Annotated in this window: 17 protein-coding genes; all 17 read right to left on the bottom strand. The window is 66.6% G+C overall.

The genetic code is table 11. The features are described 5' to 3' along the window. Positions 1–55: 55 nt before the first annotated feature. Complete coding sequence (locus CD932_RS15275) at positions 56–1669, bottom strand: rhodanese homology domain-containing protein (protein ID WP_094443685.1); 1614 nt, start codon at positions 1667–1669, stop codon at positions 56–58. A gap of 11 nt (positions 1670–1680) precedes the next feature. Beyond that, the gene (locus tag CD932_RS15270; RefSeq protein ID WP_094443684.1) at positions 1681–2253 is read right to left on the bottom strand and encodes a cysteine dioxygenase; all 573 of its coding nucleotides are present in this window, start codon (positions 2251–2253) and stop codon (positions 1681–1683) included. Between the two features lie 28 nt (positions 2254–2281). Then, positions 2282–3610 (bottom strand): LLM class flavin-dependent oxidoreductase, encoded by a 1329-nt coding sequence (locus tag CD932_RS15265; RefSeq protein ID WP_094443683.1) that lies wholly within the window; start codon positions 3608–3610, stop codon positions 2282–2284. Between the two features lie 18 nt (positions 3611–3628). Then, positions 3629–4606, bottom strand: coding sequence for an ABC transporter substrate-binding protein (locus CD932_RS15260; protein ID WP_094443682.1), 978 nt, complete (start codon positions 4604–4606; stop codon positions 3629–3631). Continuing rightward, a complete protein-coding gene (locus tag CD932_RS15255; RefSeq protein ID WP_094443681.1) occupies positions 4596–7106 on the bottom strand; it encodes a TonB-dependent siderophore receptor in 2511 nt (836 codons plus the stop codon). The genes CD932_RS15260 and CD932_RS15255 overlap by 11 nt, the downstream gene beginning before the upstream one ends. A gap of 30 nt (positions 7107–7136) precedes the next feature. Further along, the gene (locus CD932_RS15250; RefSeq protein WP_094443680.1) at positions 7137–8120 is read right to left on the bottom strand and encodes an ABC transporter substrate-binding protein; all 984 of its coding nucleotides are present in this window, start codon (positions 8118–8120) and stop codon (positions 7137–7139) included. 9 nt (positions 8121–8129) lie between these two features. Beyond that, positions 8130–8555 carry an ExbD/TolR family protein gene (locus CD932_RS15245; protein WP_094443679.1) on the bottom strand — a complete coding sequence of 142 codons (426 nt, stop codon included), beginning with the start codon at positions 8553–8555 and terminating at the stop codon, positions 8130–8132. A gap of 1 nt (position 8556) precedes the next feature. After that, positions 8557–9339 (bottom strand): protein TolQ, encoded by a 783-nt coding sequence (tolQ, locus tag CD932_RS15240; protein WP_094443678.1) that lies wholly within the window; start codon positions 9337–9339, stop codon positions 8557–8559. A 29-nt stretch (positions 9340–9368) separates the two neighbouring features. Continuing rightward, positions 9369–10163, bottom strand: a complete 795-nt coding sequence (locus CD932_RS15235) for an energy transducer TonB (protein ID WP_094443677.1) — start codon at positions 10161–10163, stop codon at positions 9369–9371. A 14-nt stretch (positions 10164–10177) separates the two neighbouring features. Next, on the bottom strand, positions 10178–11047 hold the full coding sequence (locus CD932_RS15230) for a class II aldolase/adducin family protein (RefSeq protein WP_094443676.1): 870 nt from the start codon (positions 11045–11047) through the stop codon (positions 10178–10180). Between the two features lie 34 nt (positions 11048–11081). Then, positions 11082–12026 carry an NAD(P)-dependent oxidoreductase gene (locus CD932_RS15225; protein WP_094443675.1) on the bottom strand — a complete coding sequence of 315 codons (945 nt, stop codon included), beginning with the start codon at positions 12024–12026 and terminating at the stop codon, positions 11082–11084. Positions 12027–12039: 13 nt separating this feature from the next. Continuing rightward, positions 12040–13149 (bottom strand): LLM class flavin-dependent oxidoreductase, encoded by a 1110-nt coding sequence (locus CD932_RS15220; protein WP_094443674.1) that lies wholly within the window; start codon positions 13147–13149, stop codon positions 12040–12042. Beyond that, a complete protein-coding gene (locus tag CD932_RS15215) occupies positions 13146–14372 on the bottom strand; it encodes an acyl-CoA dehydrogenase family protein (protein ID WP_094443673.1) in 1227 nt (408 codons plus the stop codon). Before CD932_RS15215 ends, CD932_RS15220 begins: the two co-directional genes overlap by 4 nt. Positions 14373–14374: 2 nt before the next feature. After that, on the bottom strand, positions 14375–15229 hold the full coding sequence (locus tag CD932_RS15210; protein WP_094443672.1) for an ABC transporter ATP-binding protein: 855 nt from the start codon (positions 15227–15229) through the stop codon (positions 14375–14377). 2 nt (positions 15230–15231) lie between these two features. Beyond that, positions 15232–16062, bottom strand: coding sequence for an ABC transporter permease (locus tag CD932_RS15205; RefSeq protein WP_094443671.1), 831 nt, complete (start codon positions 16060–16062; stop codon positions 15232–15234). Between the two features lie 144 nt (positions 16063–16206). Then, positions 16207–17127, bottom strand: a complete 921-nt coding sequence (locus CD932_RS15200; protein ID WP_094443670.1) for a LysR family transcriptional regulator — start codon at positions 17125–17127, stop codon at positions 16207–16209. Between the two features lie 59 nt (positions 17128–17186). Then, complete coding sequence (locus CD932_RS15195; RefSeq protein WP_094443669.1) at positions 17187–19565, bottom strand: TonB-dependent siderophore receptor; 2379 nt, start codon at positions 19563–19565, stop codon at positions 17187–17189. Between the last annotated feature and the right edge of the window lie 7 nt (positions 19566–19572).

Below are 19572 nucleotides of genomic sequence, written 5' to 3'. Positions count from 1 at the left end.
TGCAGGCGCAAGCTGGCCGGGCCTTGCCAGGTCGATGCGGTACAGGAAGGGACTGCTAGCGCAGCACCTTGAAGCCATGCGTGCCGTCGCGCGCCAGTTGCGCCACCAGGCCGTATTCCCAGTCGAGATATGCCTGCATCTGTTCGTGCTGGTTGTCGGTGCCCTCATACGGCCGGCGGTAGCGGTCGATCAGCGGCGAGGCCAGGCGGGTCGGCCCGGTTTCCAGCGGCAGGCCCTGCCCGGCCCACGCCGCCGTGCCGCCGGCCAGCACAAACACGGGCGCGCCCGTGATCTCGCGCAGGTCGGCGCTGGCAAAACGGGCCAGCAGGCTGCTGCCGCAGGTCAGCACGTAGCGGCGCGTGTCGCCCGGCAGCTTCGCCAGCGCCGCGCGCAGCTCGGAACGCAGCGCGAACCAGGCGCCGGCGATATGGCGCTTGTTGTAGTTCACGCCACTGGTGAAGTCCAGCACCGCCGTGTGCAGCGGCTCTTCGGCCAGCCACTGCGCGAGCTGTGCCGGGCTGACTTCATCGACCACCGGCAGCGGCGGCAGCGGCGCGCTCCAGGTTTTTTGCGACTTGAAATCAAGCGATGCCAGACCATCGACCACATGCACTTCATGGTTCATCTGGCGCAGCCACGACGCCGTCATGTTGGCGCGCACGCCGTCGTCGTCCGCCAGCACGAAACGCGCGCCGCGCACCGGGCCGAACTGCTCGGTCTCCTGCACCAGCTGGCCGCCGGGCGCGCTGCGAAAGCCGGGCAGGCTGCCCAGCGCAAATTCGGCCGGGCTGCGCACGTCGAGATAATAGGTGGTGCGGGCAGGATCGGCCTGCAGGAGCGCCAGGCCAGCGGCATCGATGCGTTGCACGCCGGCGCGATCGGCCAGCGCGCGCGCCGCGTCCTGCTGGCCGTGCGCCACGTCGTCGGGATAGACGCGCGTCTGGCCATGCTGCAGTTGCTGGCCCGCCAGGGTCCAGCCGATGGTGCCATTGCGCAGCGCGGCGACCCGGTTCGGCACACCGGCATTGCGCAGCGACTGCGCGCCGATAATGCTGCGCGTGCGCCCGGCGCAGTTGACGACGATGGTGGTGGCCGGGTCCGGCGCGATGGCGCGCGCGCGCAGGGCCAGCTCGGCGCCCGGCACGCTGATGCTGCCGGGGATGCTCATGGTGTGGTATTCGTCGTAGCGGCGCGCGTCGAGAATGACGATATTGGCTTTTGCATCGATCAGCGCCTGCAGTTCCCCGGCGGCCAGCGACGGCGTCTGCGCCTGTTCCTCCACCAGTTCGCCGAAGGCCTTGCTGGGCACATTGACGTCGCGGAACAACTCGCCGCCGGCCGCGCGCCAGCCGGCTATGCCGCCGTCGAACAGCGACACGTCGGTATAGCCCAGGGTACGCAGGCGTTCAAGCGCCAGCTGGTCGTGGCCTTCGCCGCCGTCGATCAGCACGATGGGCACGTCGCGGCGCGGCAGCTTGGTCCAGGCATCGAGTTCGATGCGGCCCAGCGGAAAATTGGCGGCAAACAGCGGATGGGCCTGCGCGTGCGGGTCTTCCTCGCGCACGTCGAGCAGCGCGATTTCTCGCCCGGCCAGCAATTGTTCGCGCACATGCTGGTAGCTGCGGCGGGGGAGGACGGACAAATTGCCTGTTGCTGGATTCTTGGTCATGGTCTGGTCAGTCAAGATAGTTGGTTGGCGTAGCCGGAACGGAAGGGCTTGACGGCGCCCTCAGCGGTAAACACGGAGCGGTCGACGGCGCCGATATCGGCGCCATAGATATGGATGCCGATCGAGACGCGATCGTCAAAGGCATTGGCCACCTGGTGGATATCGCCGAGGGCGGGCGAAACTGCCGTCACCTGCCCCCTTTCCAGGCGCTGCGGCGGGCCCGCCTTGACCAGGGCGCCATCGGCTGTGCGCGCAAAATCCTGCGACACCTCGGCGCCGCGCAACAGGCCGATCAGGCCCCACACCGTATGGTCGTGAATCGGCGTGGACTGGCCCGCCCCCCAGACAAAACTGACCACGGAAAAACGCGCCTGCGGGTCGCGGTACAGCAGGTACTGGCGGTAGTATTGCGGGTCGGGTCGGGCCGCTGCATCGGGCAGCCAGTCGTCGGTGGCCAGCAAGGTGCGCAGCAACGCGCCGCCCTGCTCCACCACCACCGCCTCGGATGCGTTTTGCGCCAGCAGCGCCTCGAAAGCTGTGACCAGATTTTTTAAGGGCAAGGGCAAATCGGCATGTGTCGTCATGATTGTCTCCTGGTGCAATGGTAGCGGCTTATGCTGCCTGGCGGCGCGCGGCCGTGTTGCGGTTTTCCGGCACCGGCAAGCCCAGGTTGCCGCGCAAGGTGCCGTGCGTGTACTCGCGGCGCAGCAGTCCCCTTTCCTGCAGCACCGGCACCACGTGTTCGACAAAGGCGTCGAGCTGGTACGGCAAGGACTCGAACAGGATAAAACCGTCGGCTGCACCGCCCTTGAACCAGCGCTCGATGGCGTCGGCCACCTGTACGCCGGTGCCGACGAATTCCTGGCGTGGGCTGGCCTGGCGCAGTGCCGCCTGGCGTAGCGTCAAATTTTCTTCCTTTGCCGTCCTGATGATGCGCTCGGACGCGCTGCGATTGCTTTGCGCGCCGTACTGCGCGATATCGGGAAACGGTGCGTCCAGCGCATACTGCGTCAAGTCGTGTTCATTGAACGAGCGCGCCAGCGCCACCAGCGCGTCTTCGATGCGCACCAGGGCCACGGCTTGCTGATACAGACGCTGCGCCTCTTCTTCGGTGGCGCCGACGATGGCGCGCAGGGCCGGCAGCACGGCCAGCTGCGCCGCCGGGCGGCCAAAGGCGGCGGCGCGCGCCTTGATATCAAGGTAATAGGCCAGCGACGATTCAAAGGTCGAGCCTTCCGTAAAGAACGCTTCGGCATGGCGGGCCGAGAAATTGCGCCCCTCTTCCGAGGCGCCGGCCTGGAAGATCACCGGCTGGCCCTGCGGCGAGCGGCTGATATTGAGCGGGCCGCGCACCTGGAAAAATTCGCCGTGGTGGTTCAGGGCGTGCAGCTTCGATGGGTCGAAAAACTGGCCGCTGGCCTTGTCGTGGGTCAGCGCATCGTCTTCCCACGAGTCCCACAGGCCCTGCACCGTCTGCAAATGCTCGGCGGCGATGCGGTAGCGTACCTCGTGCGGCGGGTGCTGCGGCTTGCCATAGTTCTCCGCGCTGCCCGACAGCCAGGACGTGACCACGTTCCAGCCCGCGCGGCCATGGCTCAGGTGGTCTAACGAGGCAAACTGGCGCGCCACCGTATAGGGCTCGCTGTAGCTGACCGTCAGGGTGCCCACCAGCCCGATGTTTTTGGTGACGGTGGCCAGCGCCGACAGGATCGTCAATGGCTCGAAGCGGTTCAGATAATGGGGGCTCGATTTTTCCGTGATATGCACGCTGTCGGCGACAAACAGGAAATCGAACTTGCCCTTTTCAGCCAGTTTCGCCTGGCGGATATAAAAGTCGATATCGGTGCTGGCGCCCGGATGCGCGTCTGCATGGCGCCAGTCGCCCCAGCCGGGGCCGACGCCATGCAGGATAAAGCCGAGTTTCAATTGTGCGGTGCTCATGATGGATTCCTTGATTGATTAAATGGGACGAAACAGGCTGGCGTCGACCAGTTGCTGCGCGTCGACCCGGCGCGGAAACAACCTGGCCGCATAAAAGGCGTCGGCCACCTGCTGCAATTGCGTGACGATCCGTTGGTCCGGCGCGCGCAACTGCGGACGGTCGCGGCCCACCACCAGCTTCACCACGTCGGGCGGCAGCCTGGTGATGCGCTCGAACACGCGGGCGTATTCAAGCGGATGGTCATTGGCCCAGACGTTCGACCTGGCCAGGCGCTGCAATACATCGGCCAGCGCGGCGCGCTTGCCGGCATTGGCCAGCGCCGCGTCGGAGGCGGCGATCACGCCGATGCCCGAATTGATGCCCACGCCATCGCGCAGCACGCGCGCGCCGCGCAGTTCGGCACTGGCCTGGTAGGTGCCGAAAGTGGCCCAGGCCTCGATCTGGCCGCTGGCAAACGCCACCGCCGCGTCACCGGGCAGCATGAAGCCGGTTTTGACATCGTCGATGGACAGCCCGGCCTCGCGCAGCGCGCCAAACAGCAAATAATGCGCCACGCTGCCGCGCGCCGACGACACGATCACCGGGCGCCCTTTCAAATCGGCCACCGACAGGATCGGCGAATTCGGTGGCACCAGGATGGCCACCGCCTTTGGCGACGACACGCTGGCCGCCACCACCTTGACCCTCGCGCCGCCGGCGGCAGCGGCCAGCGCCGGCGTATCGGCCGCCATGGCGGTATCGACGTCGCCCGACACCACCGCCTCGAACAGGGGCGCGGCGCCCTGGAAGCTGGCCCATTCGATCTTGTATGGCGCGCCATCAAGCACGCCGGCCGCTTCCGCTTTCGAACGCAGCAGGTTGACCTGGTCGCCCAGCACCAGGGTCACCTTCGACAGGCCGGAGGACGGCGCCAGGACTTTTTCGCCGCAGGCGGCCAGCAAGGCACAAGCCGGCAGTGCGCTCAGCAGGCGGCGGCGCCAGGGATCAAAAGTCATACGCGGCTTTCGCATAGTAGTAGGCGCCGGTCGGGGCGAACGGCGAGGGGCCGTAGACAAAGCCGGACGATCCTGTGTTGGCGTCGCCGGGGCCGTTCTTGTCCGGGAAGACATTGAACAGATTGGCCGCGCCCAGCACCAGTCTGGCGTGCTTGCCCAGCGCGTACGTCACGTCCAGGTCGGTCAGCCATTTGGCACCAAAACGGTAATCCTGGGCGCGGTTGGCCGTAGTTTGCCAGGTCGATTTGTCGTAGCGCGTGGTTTGCAGGCTGACGTCGAAGTCGCCAACGAACCAGCGCGCCGACAGTATCAGCTTGGTGCGCGGCGCGGCAGTCAGGTCGCCGATGCCGCCGCCGGCCGCATAGCCGTACCACACCTGCGTGCCGCCAGGGTTGGCGCCCAGCGCGGTGATTTCGGCCGGCGTGGCCTTGACCTTCAACAGCGCCGTGCGGTTCCAGTTCAGCGCCGCGCCCCAGCGCACCACGCCGGCCGCGCCATGGTCGGACGTCACGTCCGCCACCAGGTCGGCGCCGCGCGTGCGCGTGTCGACGCCATTGGCGAAATACTGCACCCATTCGCTGCCCGTCAGGCCCGACGCGCGCAGCAGCGGCGCAAACGCCGGACCGAACATGTAGCCGGTGCGCACGATGCGGTCGGCAATGCGGATCTGGTAGGCGTCAAGCGTGATATTGGCGTTGTCGCTGGCCTTGAAGACCACGCCCAGGCCGACGTTGCTCGATTTTTCAGGCTCGAGGTCTTTCGCGCCCAGCTGGCGCGCCAGCGTGGAGTCGTTGCGCAGCAGCTTGGACAGGCTGGGCGCCACTTCGCCGGTCACCGGATTGATATTGGTGCGGTTGTCGGTCTGCGCATAGCCCAGTTGCGTGAGCGCCGGCGCGCGGAAACCCGTGCCGATGGTGCCGCGCACGGCGATGCGCGGCGTGATGTCGTAGCGCGAATTGAGCTTGCCGCTCAGGGTATTGCCGGCGCTGTCGTTATAGTGCTCGCCGCGCACGGCCACGTCGACAAACCAGTCCGGGGTCGGATAAAAACCGATATCGTTGTACAGCGCCAGCACCGTGCGCGTGACGCGGGTGGCGTCCGCCGGCGACAGCGCCACGCCCGCCTGTGCGCCGACGGCGGCCGGTTTGCCCACGTTGGGATTGCCTTCCTGGTCGCCGGGCCGGAACAGATAGCCGCCGTTGACATAACCGAGCGGGTCGCCTGCATAGGTGGTAAAGCGCTCCAGGCGCTGCTCGGCGCCCAGCGACCATTGCAGCGGTTTGCCCCAGCCGATATCAAAGGCGCGCGTCACATCTTCGTTGCTGGTCCATTGCTCGAACTGGTAGACGGCCAGCTTGTCGAAGCTGGTCGGCGAGGTCGGGCCCAGCGACGGATTGCTGGTCAGATTGCTGTACTGGCGCGCGCGGTTCTTGCCGTAGCCCGTGCTCAGGTCCCAGTTCCAGCCGGCCGTCTTGCCGCGCGCGCCGGCGTTCAACTGGTAGTCGTAGGCGCTCATGTTGTTTTGCGCAAAATAGCCGTCCGGAAACAGCTGGCCCAGGGTGGCCAGGCCATTGGCGCGGCGGAAGTTATTGCCGGCGATGGTGTTGCGCGTGCCGGCCGTGCCGAAGGCATAGAAAGTCGTCCCCGAGGAACCACGATCGCCATACGGCAGCTCCGCATTGAAGGCGAGGTTATAGGCTTCGATGCCGGGGTCGCCATTGCGCGCCCCTTCGCGGTCCCAGCTGGCGTTCTTCGGATTGCTGGCCGGCGAATAGTTCACCAGATTGGTCGACTTGAAGTTGTTCCACGACTGGCCGCGCTGGCGCGCATTGGCCGCCACATGCACGAAGCCATCCTGGCCCAGCTTGAAGCCGGCATCGGCTTCGAGCTTGAAGTTGTTGCGGTCGCCCTGCCCTTCCTTCAGGCGCCCGGCCGTGGCGCCCAGCGAGCCGCCATGGTCGCCCGTCTTCAGGATCACATTGACCACGCCGGCCACCGCGTCGGAACCGTATTGCGCGGCGGCGCTGTCCTTGAGCACTTCGATATGGTCAATCGCCGATAGTGGAATGGTGTCGAGGTCGATCGGATTGACGCCGCTGGTGTCGCCGCCGCCATTGGTCAGGAGCGCCGCATTATGGCGCCGCTTGCCATTGACCAGCACCAGCGTATAGGCCGGCCCCATGCCGCGGTTGCTGACGGGGCGCACCACCGAATTGACGCCAGCCTGGTTGGTGCCGAAGTTAAATGAAGGCAGCAGGCGCCCCAGCGCCTCGCTCAGTTCGGCACGGCCCGTGTGCAGCAGTTGTTCGCCATTGATCACGTCGATCGGTGCGGGGCTGTCGGCCACCGTGCGCTGCTCGCCGCGCACGCCGGTGGTCACCACCACGTCCTGGACCTGGCCGATGCTGTTCTGTGCCTGCGCCATGGAAGTGACGGCGCCGCAGGCCAACAGCGCCAGGTGCAGGGGGGTGTAGCGGAGCGGCTGGTAAGTGTGAAGCATGGCATTTCCCTTGTTTGATTGTTTATTTTTTCAAGCCAGATACCTGGCAAAACTGCGATCCCACAGCGGCGCCACGTCGATGCGCCTGGCCAGCAGGCCCGCTTGCGCGAAGACATCGGCCACCTGCTGCTGCGAGGCGATGGCGGCGTCGTCGACCGCCACCAGCTTGAAGGGCTCGCTGCGCTGCCTGACCTGGTTCAGGAACAGCTGCGGCGGCACGCCGGCGATGCGCGCGCTCTTGGCGGACCACTGCTCGGGGTGCTCATTGATCCACTGATAGACCCTGGCGACGCGCCGCAGGTAGTCGCCGATGGCTGCGTGCTTGAGCGGATCGGCGATCGCCCTGCTTGACGCGCTGATCACGTAATTGCCCGACAAGACACCGTCGGCCGTGCGCAGCACGCGCGCACCCTGGCTCCTGGCCAGTTCCACCACCAGGCCAAAGATCACCCAGGCGTCGAGCTGGCCGCTCTGGAACGCCGCGAAACCGTCCTGCGGCGCCAGTGCCACCGGCTCGATATCCTTGAAACTCAGGCCCTTTTCCCTGAGCAGCTGCAGCAGGAAGTAATGCGAGGTGGTCGAACGCGCATAGCCGATGCGCTTGCCCTTGAACTGCGCCGCGTCGGTGAGGGGCGAATTTTTCGGCACCAGCACCACCTGGTTGTTGACGTCGCCGCGCAGCACGGCGATGACCTTTATCGGCGCGCCGGAAGCGGCCGCAAAGATGGGCGGAATTTCGCTCATGCCGCCCACGTCGAGCGAGCCGGCCGCCAGCGCTTCAACGATCAGGTTACCGGCGGCAAATTCGGCCAGCACACTCTTGTACGGCGTTTTCTCCACGCCCGCTTCAGTGTAATAATAGGAATCGTCCCCCTTGTAGGTGCCGATGCGCAGCAGGGTGCCGCCCAGCTGCGGCGCGGCCAGGGCCGGCACCCAGGCGCCCATGCCGCCGGCGGCCAGCGCCAGTGCGGAGCTTGTCAGGAAACGGCGGCGCGTCTGTGTTGTACTGTTCATGCGGGCTCCTTATTTGGCGGCTTCGGAAACGAGGGCGATGCGGGCGTAGCCGGCGTCGTTCAGCACGCCCATGGTGGCGACCACCTTGCCGTAGGAAAGCGCCTGGTCGGCCCGCAGATGGATGCGCCGTTCATGGTCGCCTTTCGATTCCTGCTGCACCAGGGCCAGCAAATCGGCAGGACCGGCCTTGGCCGCGTTTTCATTCACATAGACGGTGCCAGCGGCGTCGATGCTGACCACGATGGGCAGCTTCGGCTCTTCCAACGGCCGGGTATTGGCGGTCGGCAGGTCGACTTTGACGCCGGTGGCCATCATCGGCGCTGCCACCATGAACACGATCAGCAGCACCAGCATCACGTCCACCAGCGGCGTGACGTTGATGTCGCTGACGGGCACTATCCTGTGCGCCGCACTGCCGGATAATTTGGCGCCCATCTCAGGCTCCCTGCGGCACGAGCCTGGCCGCCGCATGCGCGTGTTCCGGCGCGGCCTGCGCCGCGTCCACGCCGTCGATCTGCGTCTCGCCCGCTTCGAGCTGGCGCGACAGCTGCACTTCCACCAGGCCGGTGAGCGTGGCCAGGCGGCCCGTATAGCTGTTCAAGTCGCCGGCCACGCGGTTGTAGGCAACGACGGCGGGGATCGCCGCAACCAGGCCGAGCGCGGTGGCAAACAGCGCTTCGGCAATGCCCGGGGCGACCACCGCCAGGCTGGTGCTGTTGCTGGCGGCAATGCCCTGGAAGGCGTTCATGATGCCCCACACGGTGCCGAACAGGCCGACGAAAGGCGCGACCGAACCCACCGTGGCCAGCACCGACAAGCCTTTTTGCAGCTGCTCGGCTTCGACGCTGCCGGCGATCTGGCCGACCCGGTTGATGCGCTCCTTGAGACTGTCGCGGCCGGACGCATCGGCGTGCAGGTGCAAACGGTGGCTGTGCCGCCACTCGTCGGCAATGGACTGGTAGATCCGGGCAAACGGATCATGCGGCTGCTCGCGCAGCTGCTGCGCCAGACGCTGCAAGGTGGACTGGCCGGCCAGCGCGCCGGTGAACGCGGCGGCGCTGCGCTGCAGGCGCTTGAAGCGCAGCAGCTTGTCGACGATCACGCCCCAGCTGACCAGCGAGGCCAGGATCAGCAGCACGATAATGGATTTGACGATACTGTCGGCCTGCTGGAACAGTTCCAGCGGCGACAGGTGGGCGGAAATGGTGGTCGGGTTCATGGTGTTCTCCAGGGGTTCAGTTCAATTATTCAATTCAATTTGAAGACAATGTTCCCGGCCAGCAGATACGTACTGCCGCCCAGGTCGGGCAATCTGGGGAACGGCGCGGCCCGTTCGATGGCCTGCCTTGCCGCCTCGTCCAGCGCTTCCACGCCCGAGGGCTGGAGCTCGACTTTCAACAGCGCCCCTTGCGGGTCGAGCGTCAATACATAGCCCACACGGCCCTGCTGGCGGCGCTGTCTGGCCGCCTGCGGATAGTCGGTATTGCGGTTGATGCGGGCATACACCTGGTTCACGTAGTCGGTGGGGATGCCTTCCGTGCTGACCACTTTCGACGCGGCTGGCGCAGGTTTGGCCGCCACCGGTGCGGGGGCCGGCGCCACCGGCGTCACCGGGCCGATAGCCGCCGCAGGTGCCGGTGTCGCCGGCGCCGTATGGGTTTCGGCGCTGGCGGCCGGCGCATCGACGGTTTTCGGCTGCGGCACGGCAGCTGCCACTGGCCGGGGCGGCGCCAGCGACAGCGGTTTGACCTGAGGTTCGGCAGGTTTCGGCGGCGGCGGTGCGATGGCCTTCGGCGGCGCCACGCGGATCAATTCCACCACGCTGGCCACCGCCTTGGGCGCGCGATGCGTGCCGGCCAGATTCCAGGCCAGCAGCGCCACGCCGGCGTGCAGCAAGCCGGAAATGAGCACGCCCCGGTAGCGGCGCCAGGCGGGCGTACCCGCTTGCGATGATGGCAAGCGGGCGACAAACGGTAGCGGCGTTGCGGCCGAACTCACCGGCGCGCGCAGCGGTGGTACGAAGGTCAAGGTAGCGCTGTTCATGGGTCTCTCCTCAATCAATCGAACAAATCAGGCTCTTCGCGCGTGATCACATCCCACAGCGGCTGGAAGCTGAACCAGCCACCGGCGTCGGAGCCGATCTGGCTGGCCGTATGGCGCGCCACCGCCTGCGGTATCGGCCTGGTGGGGCCGGCCGCTTCCGACAACAGCTGCGCCTGGGCCGCGTTTTCAAACGCGATATAGCGCCACACAGCCGACTCCACCGATGCGCCCACCGTCAGCAAGCCGTGGTTTTGCAGGATCACGGCCTTGCGTGGGCCGAGCGTGGCGGCGATGCGTTCGCCTTCGCTGGTATCGAGCACCACGCCGCTGAAGTCCTCGAAAATCGCATGGTCTTCGTAGAACATGCAGGAATCCTGGGTCAGCGGATCGAGCAGCCGGCCCTGGGCGGCAAAGGCCTTGCCGTACAAGCCGTGCGAATGGGCGGCGGCGATGACGTCGGGGCGCGCCTTGTGCAGTTCGGAATGGATGGCAAAGGCGGCGCGGTTGAGCAGGCCATCGCCTTCGACCACCTTGCCGTCGTGGCTGACCAGGATCAGGTCGGAGACGCGGATATGGCCGAAATACACGCCGGCCGGATTGACCCAGAAGTGATCGGGAAACTCCGGGTCGCGCGCCGTGATATGGCCGGCGCCGCCCATGTCGTAGCCATAGCGGGCAAACAGGCGAAACGATACGGCCAGGCGTTCCTTGCGGTGCTGGCGCTGCGCGGCCAGGGTCGGTGGCGGCGGCGGTTCGGCAAAGATGATATTGCCGCTGGCGTCGCGCGGCGCGCCGTAGATGGCGGGCCGTGGCGCAGGGGCGCCCACGGCGCGCAAATGCGGGCGCGACAAGGGGGCGGAGTACAAAGGGGCGGTGCTGCTCATGGCGGTTCCTTGTTCAGTGGTTTCTTCAGTGGCGTCAATAGCCGCGCGCCGTGTCGACCACGTCGGCAAGTGGCGTGCCGGCGCGGAAATGGCGCAGGTTGTGCAAAAATTTATCGATCAGGGCCGGCAAGATGGCGTCGGTGTTGGGCGAAATATGGGGTGACAGCCGCACTTTCGGGTGCGTGTAAAAGGCGTGGCCGGGCGGCAGCGGTTCGGGCTCCGTCACGTCCAGGGTAGCCAGCGCCAGTTGGCCAGCGTCGAGCGCCGCATGCAGCGCCGCGTGATCGATCAGATTGCCGCGCGCGATATTGATCAGGTGCAGATGTGGCCTGGCGTGCGCCAGCGCGGCCGCATCGATCACGTGACGGGTGGCCGGTGTCGAGGGCGCGGCCAGCACCAGGTGGTCGGAGCGCGCCAGCAAGCTGGCCAGATCAGGCACCGCCTCCACGCCGGCCACTTCAAACGGCGCGTCGGAGCGGCGCAAGGCGATCACCTTGACGCCCAGCGCCAGCGCGCGCCGCGCCACCGCCTGGCCGATGGAGCCGAAGCCAAACAGGCCCAGGGTCGATCCCTGGACCAGGCCAAGCGATACTCTGCGCCAGTGGCCGGCGTCGCCCATCCAGATCTCGGGGATGCGCTTGGTGGCGGAAAAGACCGCCGCCAGCACGTACTCGGCAATCGCGTCCGACGCCGTGCCGCGCGCCGACGTCACCACCGGCCCCTGAAACAGCCAGGGCGGGTAGTAGTCGATGCCGGCCGAGGCCAGCTGCACCCAGCGCACGCGCGCAGGCCAGTGCTGTGGCGCGGGCGTGGCCAGCAGCGTCTGCCCTTGCGGCGCCGGCAGCACGAACAGGATGTCGGCGTCGGGCAGCGCGGTCAAGGGACCGGGCGCCAGGTCCAGCACCGGCAAGCCGGCTTGTGCGGCCAGCAGCGCATTGACCCTGGGGTCGAACTGGCTGGCGATGGTCCATGCGTTCATCTGCGTCTCCGGGTCAGGCGGCCAGGCGCGTCGCGTCGCGCTGCGCTTCACGTTCGGCAACAGCCGCGCGCACCAGGGGGATCAGTTCGCGGCCGTATTGCAGCGCATCCTGGATCGGATCGAAACCACGGATCAAAAACGTGGTCACGCCCAGCTCCCAGTATTTCAACAGCGCGTCGCGCACCTGTTCCGGCGTGCCCACCAGGCCGGTGGAATTGCCGGCCGCACGGGTCAGCGCGGCGATGCCCGTCCACAGGCGTTCGTCAACCACCTTGCCGTTGGCGGCCGTGGCCAGCAGGCGCTGCGAGCCGACATTGACGGGCTGCTGCGGGCGGCCGCTGAAATGTGCATTGTGCTGGACCTTGGCAGTGGCGCGGGCCAAAATGGCGTCGGCCCTGGCCCAGGCCTGTTCTTCGGTCTCGGCCAGCACGGGGCGCAGCGACAGGCTGAAACGGATCTTGTCGGCGCGACCGTATCGGGCGGCAGCGGCGCGCACCTTGCCGATGATTTCCTCGACCTGCGCCAGCGATTCGCCCCACAGCGCATACACGTCGGCATGCTTGCCGGCCACGTCGATGGCCGCCTCGGACGAGCCGCCGAAATAAATCGGCAGATGGTTGCCCGCCACCGGGCGCACGCCGGCGTTCTGGCCTTTGACCTTGTAGAGCGCACCGTCGTGGTCGAACGGCCCGCTGCTGCTCCAGGTCTGCTTGACGACGCCCAGGAATTCGTCGCTGCGCGCATAGCGCTGGTCGTGGTTCAGGAAGTCGCCGTCGCGCTGCTGTTCGGTGTCGTCGCCGCCGCTGATGATATGCACGGCCAGGCGGCCATCGCTGAACTGGTCGAGGGTGGCCAGCTGGCGCGCGGCCAGGGTCGGCGCGACAAACCCGGGGCGGTGCGCCAGCAAAATGCCGAGTTTTTCCGTTTGCGAGGCGATATACGAGGCGACCTGGAAGCCGTCGACGGAAGCGCTGCTGTGGGCCACCAGCACGCGGTCGAAACCGGCGTATTCGTGAGCCCGGGCGACGGCGCCGAGAAAAGCCTTGTTGACGACAGGACCGGTACCGAGCACGGTTTCGGACACTTCCTGGGTGGCACTGAAGCCGATGAATTCGATGCTCATTTTGCTTCCTTCATGGTAGTGGTGGCGGGTTGGAGAGATGGGGCAATTGCAGCGAACGCGGCGCGCCCGCTGTTGATCAAAATGGTGTCGTTCTGCGGCGTGTGGATACGGCTGCACAGCACGTCGCGGTAATGGCGCTGCAAGGGGTTGGCGTTCGACAGGCCCGGATTGCCGCTCAATTCGATGGCTTTTTCCACCACCTGTATCGCCTGGTTGGTAACCAGGTATTTGATGCGGAAACTGTCGTCTGGTGCGATGCGCCCTGCGGCGGCGGAGGCCATCAGGGTGGCGTTGGAAAACAGCCAGGTGTCGATCAGGCCCAGCGCTTCCTGGAAGCGCGGCAGGCTGGCCAGCGGCGCGCCCAGGTTGGCCGGCACGCGGTCCTGCAGCCACTGGGCCAGCCAGTCGCGCGCCGAACGCGCCACGGCGTCGTAGATACTCGATAACAGCACCGCCATCCAGGTCAGCAGCCCGGCATCGGGTTCTTGCGCGGCCCCAGCCGGCGCCACATCGACCGCATGGTCGAGCGGCACCAGCACATCGTCAAAGATCACGTCATGGCTGCCGGTGGCGCGCATGCCCAGGTGGTCCCAGGTCTCGACGATGGTGATGCCGGGCGAATCCTTGCGCACCAGCCAGTTGCCAAGCAAAGGCAGGTCGTCGTCGCTGCGCGCCCAGACGGACAGCCAGGTCAGACGCGGCACGCCCGTCGAATACACCTTGCGCCCGCTGATGCGCCAGCCATCAGGCGTACGGCGCGCCGTGGTGGCGGGCAGGCCGCCACGCGCCGGCGTGCCAAGCTCCGGCTCCACGCGCAGCGCGTTGATCAGGGCGCCCTCTGCCACCGCTTCCCTCGCCACGCGGTCCAGCAAATGACGCGGCCAGCGCGTGGCGTGCTGGTTCGACGCGTGGTGCAGGTATTGCATGGTCAGCACCAGCGCCGTCGACGGCTCGCCGCGCGCCACGGCCGCCACCACCCTCGCCGTCTGCTCCAGATTGGCGCCCAGGCCACCGAGGGCGCGCGGCACGGTCAGCGCCAGCAGGCCCAGCTCGTGCAGGCGTTCGAAATTTTCGTGCGGAAAACTCGCTTCGCGGTCGTGGCGGGCGGCGCTGGTGGCAAATTGGGCCGTCAGATCAAGCAGCAACGAGGCAAATTGCGGGCTGTCCAGCTGATGCTGGTAGCGGGTTGAGGAAGTCGGCAGGTGCAGGAGGGAGGAGGACATGGTTACACCGAAAAATTACTGAAGTTAAAGGGACTGGCGAGGGGCGCCACAGCCGGCACTTCGACGACAGGCGCTGGCAGTTCCAGCGATTCGAGTTCCACGCCCAGCAAGGCAAGCAGCCGGGCGCGCACCTGCTGGAACTGCGGCTGCTGCGCACTGCGCGGCCGTGGATGGGCAATCGCGATATCGGCGGCGATGCGGCCCTGGTCCAGCACCAGCACGCGGTCGGCCAGCAGCACCGCTTCATCGACGTCGTGCGTGACCAGCAGCACCGATGGCTTGTGCTGGCGCCACAGGTCCAGGATCAGCTGGTGCATGCGGATGCGCGTCAATGCATCGAGCGCGGCGAACGGCTCGTCGAGCAGCAGCAGTTGCGGCTCCCGCACCAGGGCGCGGGCCAGCGCCACGCGCTGCGCTTCGCCGCCCGACAAGGTGGCCGGCCAGGCGTTTTCGCGGTGCGCCAGGCCCACTTCCTGCAAGGCCAGTTTTGCCCGCTCACGCGGCTGGGCAATGTCCAGGCCCAGGGTCACATTGCGCCAGGCGCGCTTCCACGGCATCAGGCGCGGCTCCTGGAAGACGGCAGCGCGCGCTGGTGGCACGTTCAATGTGCCGGAGCTGATGACGTCGAGGCCTGCCAGGGCGCGCAGCAAGGTGGTCTTGCCCGAGCCGCTGCGCCCCAGCAGCGCGACGAATTCGCCGGGGCGGATATCGAGGTCCAGCCGGTCGAGGATGACGTTGGCGCCAAAGCGCTTGCTGACCTGGCGCGCGCGCACGGCGGCGCTGGCGGTGTGCGCCTCGTGTGCGGCGCGCTGCACGGCGGTGGTGGCGCGGGGACGGTCCAATTCGATTGTGGACATGATCAATCCTTGATAAAAGTCGGGCGCCAGGCCAGCGCATGGTGTTCGATGGCGCGCACCAGGAAATCGGTGGCCAGACCCAGCAAGCTGTAGACCAGCAGGCAGACAACGATGATGTCGGTGCGCATGAAGTCGCGGGCGTTGTTGATCAGGTATCCCAGGCCCGCCGTGGCGTTGATCTGCTCGACGGCCACCAGCGACAGCCAGCTCACGCCCAGCGAATAGCGCAGGCCGACCAGGAACGATGGCAAGGCGCCAGGCAGTATCACGTGCACGATCAGCTGCGGATACGACAGGCCGAACAGGCGCGCCGCTTCGACCAGTTTCGAGTCGATGCCGCGGATGCCGCTGTACAGGGTCAGGTACATCGGGAAGGTGGTGGCAAAGGCGATCAGCGCGATCTTGGTCAATTCGCCGATGCCGAACCACAGGATGAACAACGGCACCAGGCCCAGGAACGGCAAGGTGCGCGCCATCTGCATGGGAGAATCGACCGCCACCTCGCCGCGCCGCGACAGGCCGGCGATCAGGGCCAGCGCCGTGCCCAGCGACAGCGAGACGGCCAGGCCGATCAGCACGCGACGCAGCGAAACGATCACATTGCTGCCGATTTCGCCCGAGACGATCAGCTCGCCCATGGTGGCGAGGATCTGCGACGGCGCGGCCAGCACGCGCTCGGGCAGCACGCCGGTGCGGGCGGCGATTTCCCAGGCCCCCAGGAGGATCAGCGGGCTGATGGCGCGTTCAAGGACGGCGGAAAAAAAGGGACGCTTGCGGCTGGCCGCAAGCGGCGCTTGCTGCGGGAGACTGCTGGCGGAGGTAGAAACTGACATCTGGCTTCCCTGTTCTGAAATGGCCGCCGGGGTAATCGGGCAGCGAAGAATTCAGTATAGGGAGCCAATGATTATGATGAAACTAATTGTTTATTCTATTGATATATGATTTTTAAGAATAATCTTGCAAGCCAGCCAGGTTGCCTAGACCGCCCTCGCCCGCTGCACCGCCGCCGGCCCCGCAAACGCCAGCGCCACCTCCTGTGCCACAAAATCGATCGCATGCTGCACCGGCCCGGGCAGCTGCGCCTGGATCAGCCAGATATCGAGCTGCGGCTTGAAGTCGCTGACGTTGATGATATCGAGCTGCCCCAGGTGGCGGCTGCGTTCAAGGATGGGCAGCGGCATCAGGCCGAGACCGGCGCCGTTGGCCACCAGGCCCAGTTGCAGATCGGCGCCGAAGGTTTCCAGGTTGAGCTTGAACGACAGCCCCTGTTGGGCCAGGGTACGCGCCAGGCCGGCGCGGAAACCGCAGCCGTCGGGGTTGAGCACCCAGCCCACGTCATACAGCTCGCGCAGCTTGTAGTTGCGGCGCGGCATGCTGCCTTTTTTTGCCACCACCACCAGTTCCAGCCGGCCCAGGGCGCGGCCGACCAGGCCTTCGGGCAGCACCTTGGTGGCCGGGAACAGGGCCACGGCCGCGTCGATCTCGGCATTGGCGACCCGTTCCAGCAGCTGGGCGCCCCAGCCGGAAGCGACTTCCGTGTGCAGGCCGGGAAAGGCCGCGTTCAGGCGCCGCAGGGTGTCGAGCAGCACCATGTCGCCCACGGTCTGGATCACGCCGAGGCGAAACACGCCGGTGGGCGCCTGGTCGCCCTGCACCAGGTCGCGCAAGCGGTCCACTTCCAGCAGCACCTTGCCGCACTGCTCGAACACCCGCTTGCCGGTGGCGTTCGGGCGTGGCGGCTTGACGCTGCGGTCGAGCAGTTCCACGCCCAGGTCCTGCTCGAAATTCTGCAGCCGGCGCGTGATGGCCGACTGCGTCAGCCGCAGGGACTCGGCCGCCGCGCTGACGGACTGGTTACGCACGACGGCGACAAAGGCGCTGATGTCATCTATCTTCATGGGCATGCTGTTCCGGTAACGTCCAAAACGCCATCTTAACGCGCCCTTGGAACGGCCGCCTAGAACGCATACGAAGCGCGCACATAATAATAGCCTCCGTTAAAGCCTGTCTGCGACGCGGCCGTATCGTATTGATACACGCCCAGGTAGCGGCTGGCTGCCGGCACCTTGCTCGGATAGACATCGAACAGGTTGTTGGCGCCCAGGGACAGCTGCAGTTTCTTGCTGACGGTATAGCGTACTTCCAGGTCGGTCAGGGTGCGCGGCGCGTTTTCAATATGGTTGAACACCGAGGTGGAATAGATGTTCGGCCCCGAAAAAAAGGTCGCTTCGGTGGCCGTCTTGCCGTAGCGCGTGGCGTGCAGGCTCACGCCCCACGGCCCCTGGCTCCAGACGCCGCCCAGTATCAGCTTGTTTTTCGGCGTCGAGGTCGTGAGATAACCGGCCTGCTGGGCGTTCAATAGCGGCCTGCCGTTGGTGTCAGTGGCAGTGCGCAGGATGGAGCTGGTATTGACGTTCCCGCCCAGATCCCAGGCTATACGCCCCGCACCCAGATTGCTGGTGTAGGTCGCCACCACGTCCACGCCCTGGGTGCGGGTATCGACGCCGTTGGCAAAATAGCTGGCGCTGACCGACGACAGGCCGGTGGGCAGGCTGATGCCGGCCGAGCTCAAGGCATTGATGGCGGTCGTCCCCGTATAAGTGCCGCCCTGGATGATGCGGTCGCGGATCTCGATGCGGTAGGCGTCGAGCGTCAGGTTGAACTTGCCCCAGGGCTGCGCCACCAGGCCGAGGTTGATGCTGCGCGATTTTTCCGGTTTCAGGGCGCTCGCGCCCAGGCTGCGCGCGGCCACCGAATTGACGGCCAGCTGGCCGCCGGCCGTGGTCGGCGAGACCGCCAGGCTGGTGTAGTACTCCTGGGCCAGCGACGGCGCGCGAAAACCCGTGCTCAAGGTGCCGCGCAGCGCATAGCGTGCGCTGGCCTGGTAGCGCGCGGACAGCTTGGCATTAGTGCTGTTGCCGGCGTCGCTGTAGCGTTCATGGCGAGCCGCCAGTTCCGCTTCCCACCGGGGACCGAGCCTGGTCGACAGGTCGGCGTAGGCGGCCGAGATGGTGCGATCGTGCTTGCCCGCGCTGATGGCCGACAGGCCGGGCAAGGCCTGCGCGCCGCTGCCGAACGACGAGGCGGCGTCGCCGGCGCCCACTTCATAGGTCTCGCGCCGGTATTCGGTGCCCAGCGCAACCGACAGCGGCGCCGCCAAACCGACCTCGAACGGGCGCACCACATCAAGGTTCACGCCCCACTGCGTGTTCTTGTAGCTGGCCAGGTGGAAGCTGGTCGGCGTGGCGCCGGTGACCGCATACAGGTCGGTATTGGCCGAATCGCGCATGCCGATCTTGACGTTGTCCACGCCGTACGTGCCGCTCAGGTCCCAGCGCCAGCCGGCCAGCTGCTCGCCGCGCACGCCAGCCGTCAGCGAACCGTCCTGCTCGTTGCTGGTCTCGACGGGGCTGAAACCGTTCGGATACAGCTGCGGCAGGCGGTTCGGCAGGCGGTAGTTCTGCACGCTTTCGCCGGCGCGGTGCGCCACGCTGCCAAACGCATACAGTTCGGTGCTGCCGAAGGCATAGCCGGCATTGAGGCCGACCGCTTCGCGCCGGCTTTGCGGGTCGCCCAGGGTGCGGTTGACGAGGGTGCCGGTACGCTCGTCCGGCGCGCTCCTGACGCTATGGTCATGGCGTTTGGTCTCCGCGCTGAGGTGAACAAAGCCGTCTTCGCCGAGCGGCAGGCCGATATCGGCCGAGCTGCCCAGGGTAAGGCCGTCGCCCTTGTAGTACTGGCCGCTGTTGACGGTGAGGTTGCCGCCCTGCGCCGACGACTTCAGGATGACGTTGATCACGCCGGCAATGGCGTCCGAGCCATACTGGGCGGCCGCGCCATCGCGCAGCACCTCGATATGGTCGACGGCGCCAATTGGGATCAGGTCCAGGTCGACCGGCGTGGCGCCCTGCTGGGCACCGGGATCGGCCGAAATATTGGCGGACGTGTGGCGGCGCTTGCCGTTGATCAACAGCAGCACATGGTTGGGACTCAGGCCGCGCAAGGTCAGCGCGCTGGTGAGGTTGGCCGCGTCGCCCGCTTGCGCCAGGCGGTTGACGGACGGCAGCAGCTTGACCAGCGCGTCGCGCAAGTCAAGCTGGCCCGTGCGCTGCAAATCGGCGGCGCTGACCACGTCGATGGGGCTGAGGCTATCGTCGGCAGAGCGGCGCGTATCGCGCGTGCCGGTGACGACCACCACGCCGCCTTCTGCGGCGGCCAACGCCGGCCCCGCATTGGCATCGGCGGCGTCAGAGGCAATCGCGCTGCTGGCGGCAAAGGCGAGGAAGACGGCCAGCGGCAAGGTGCGCGGCTTGAGTATATGGGGAGCGTGGTTCATGGTTGTC

The organism is Janthinobacterium sp. PC23-8 (assembly GCF_002250505.1).
GTDB lineage: Bacteria > Pseudomonadota > Gammaproteobacteria > Burkholderiales > Burkholderiaceae_D > Janthinobacterium.
The sequence above is the reverse complement of the archived record's forward strand: the minus strand, read 5'-3'. Positions and strand labels throughout refer to the sequence as shown.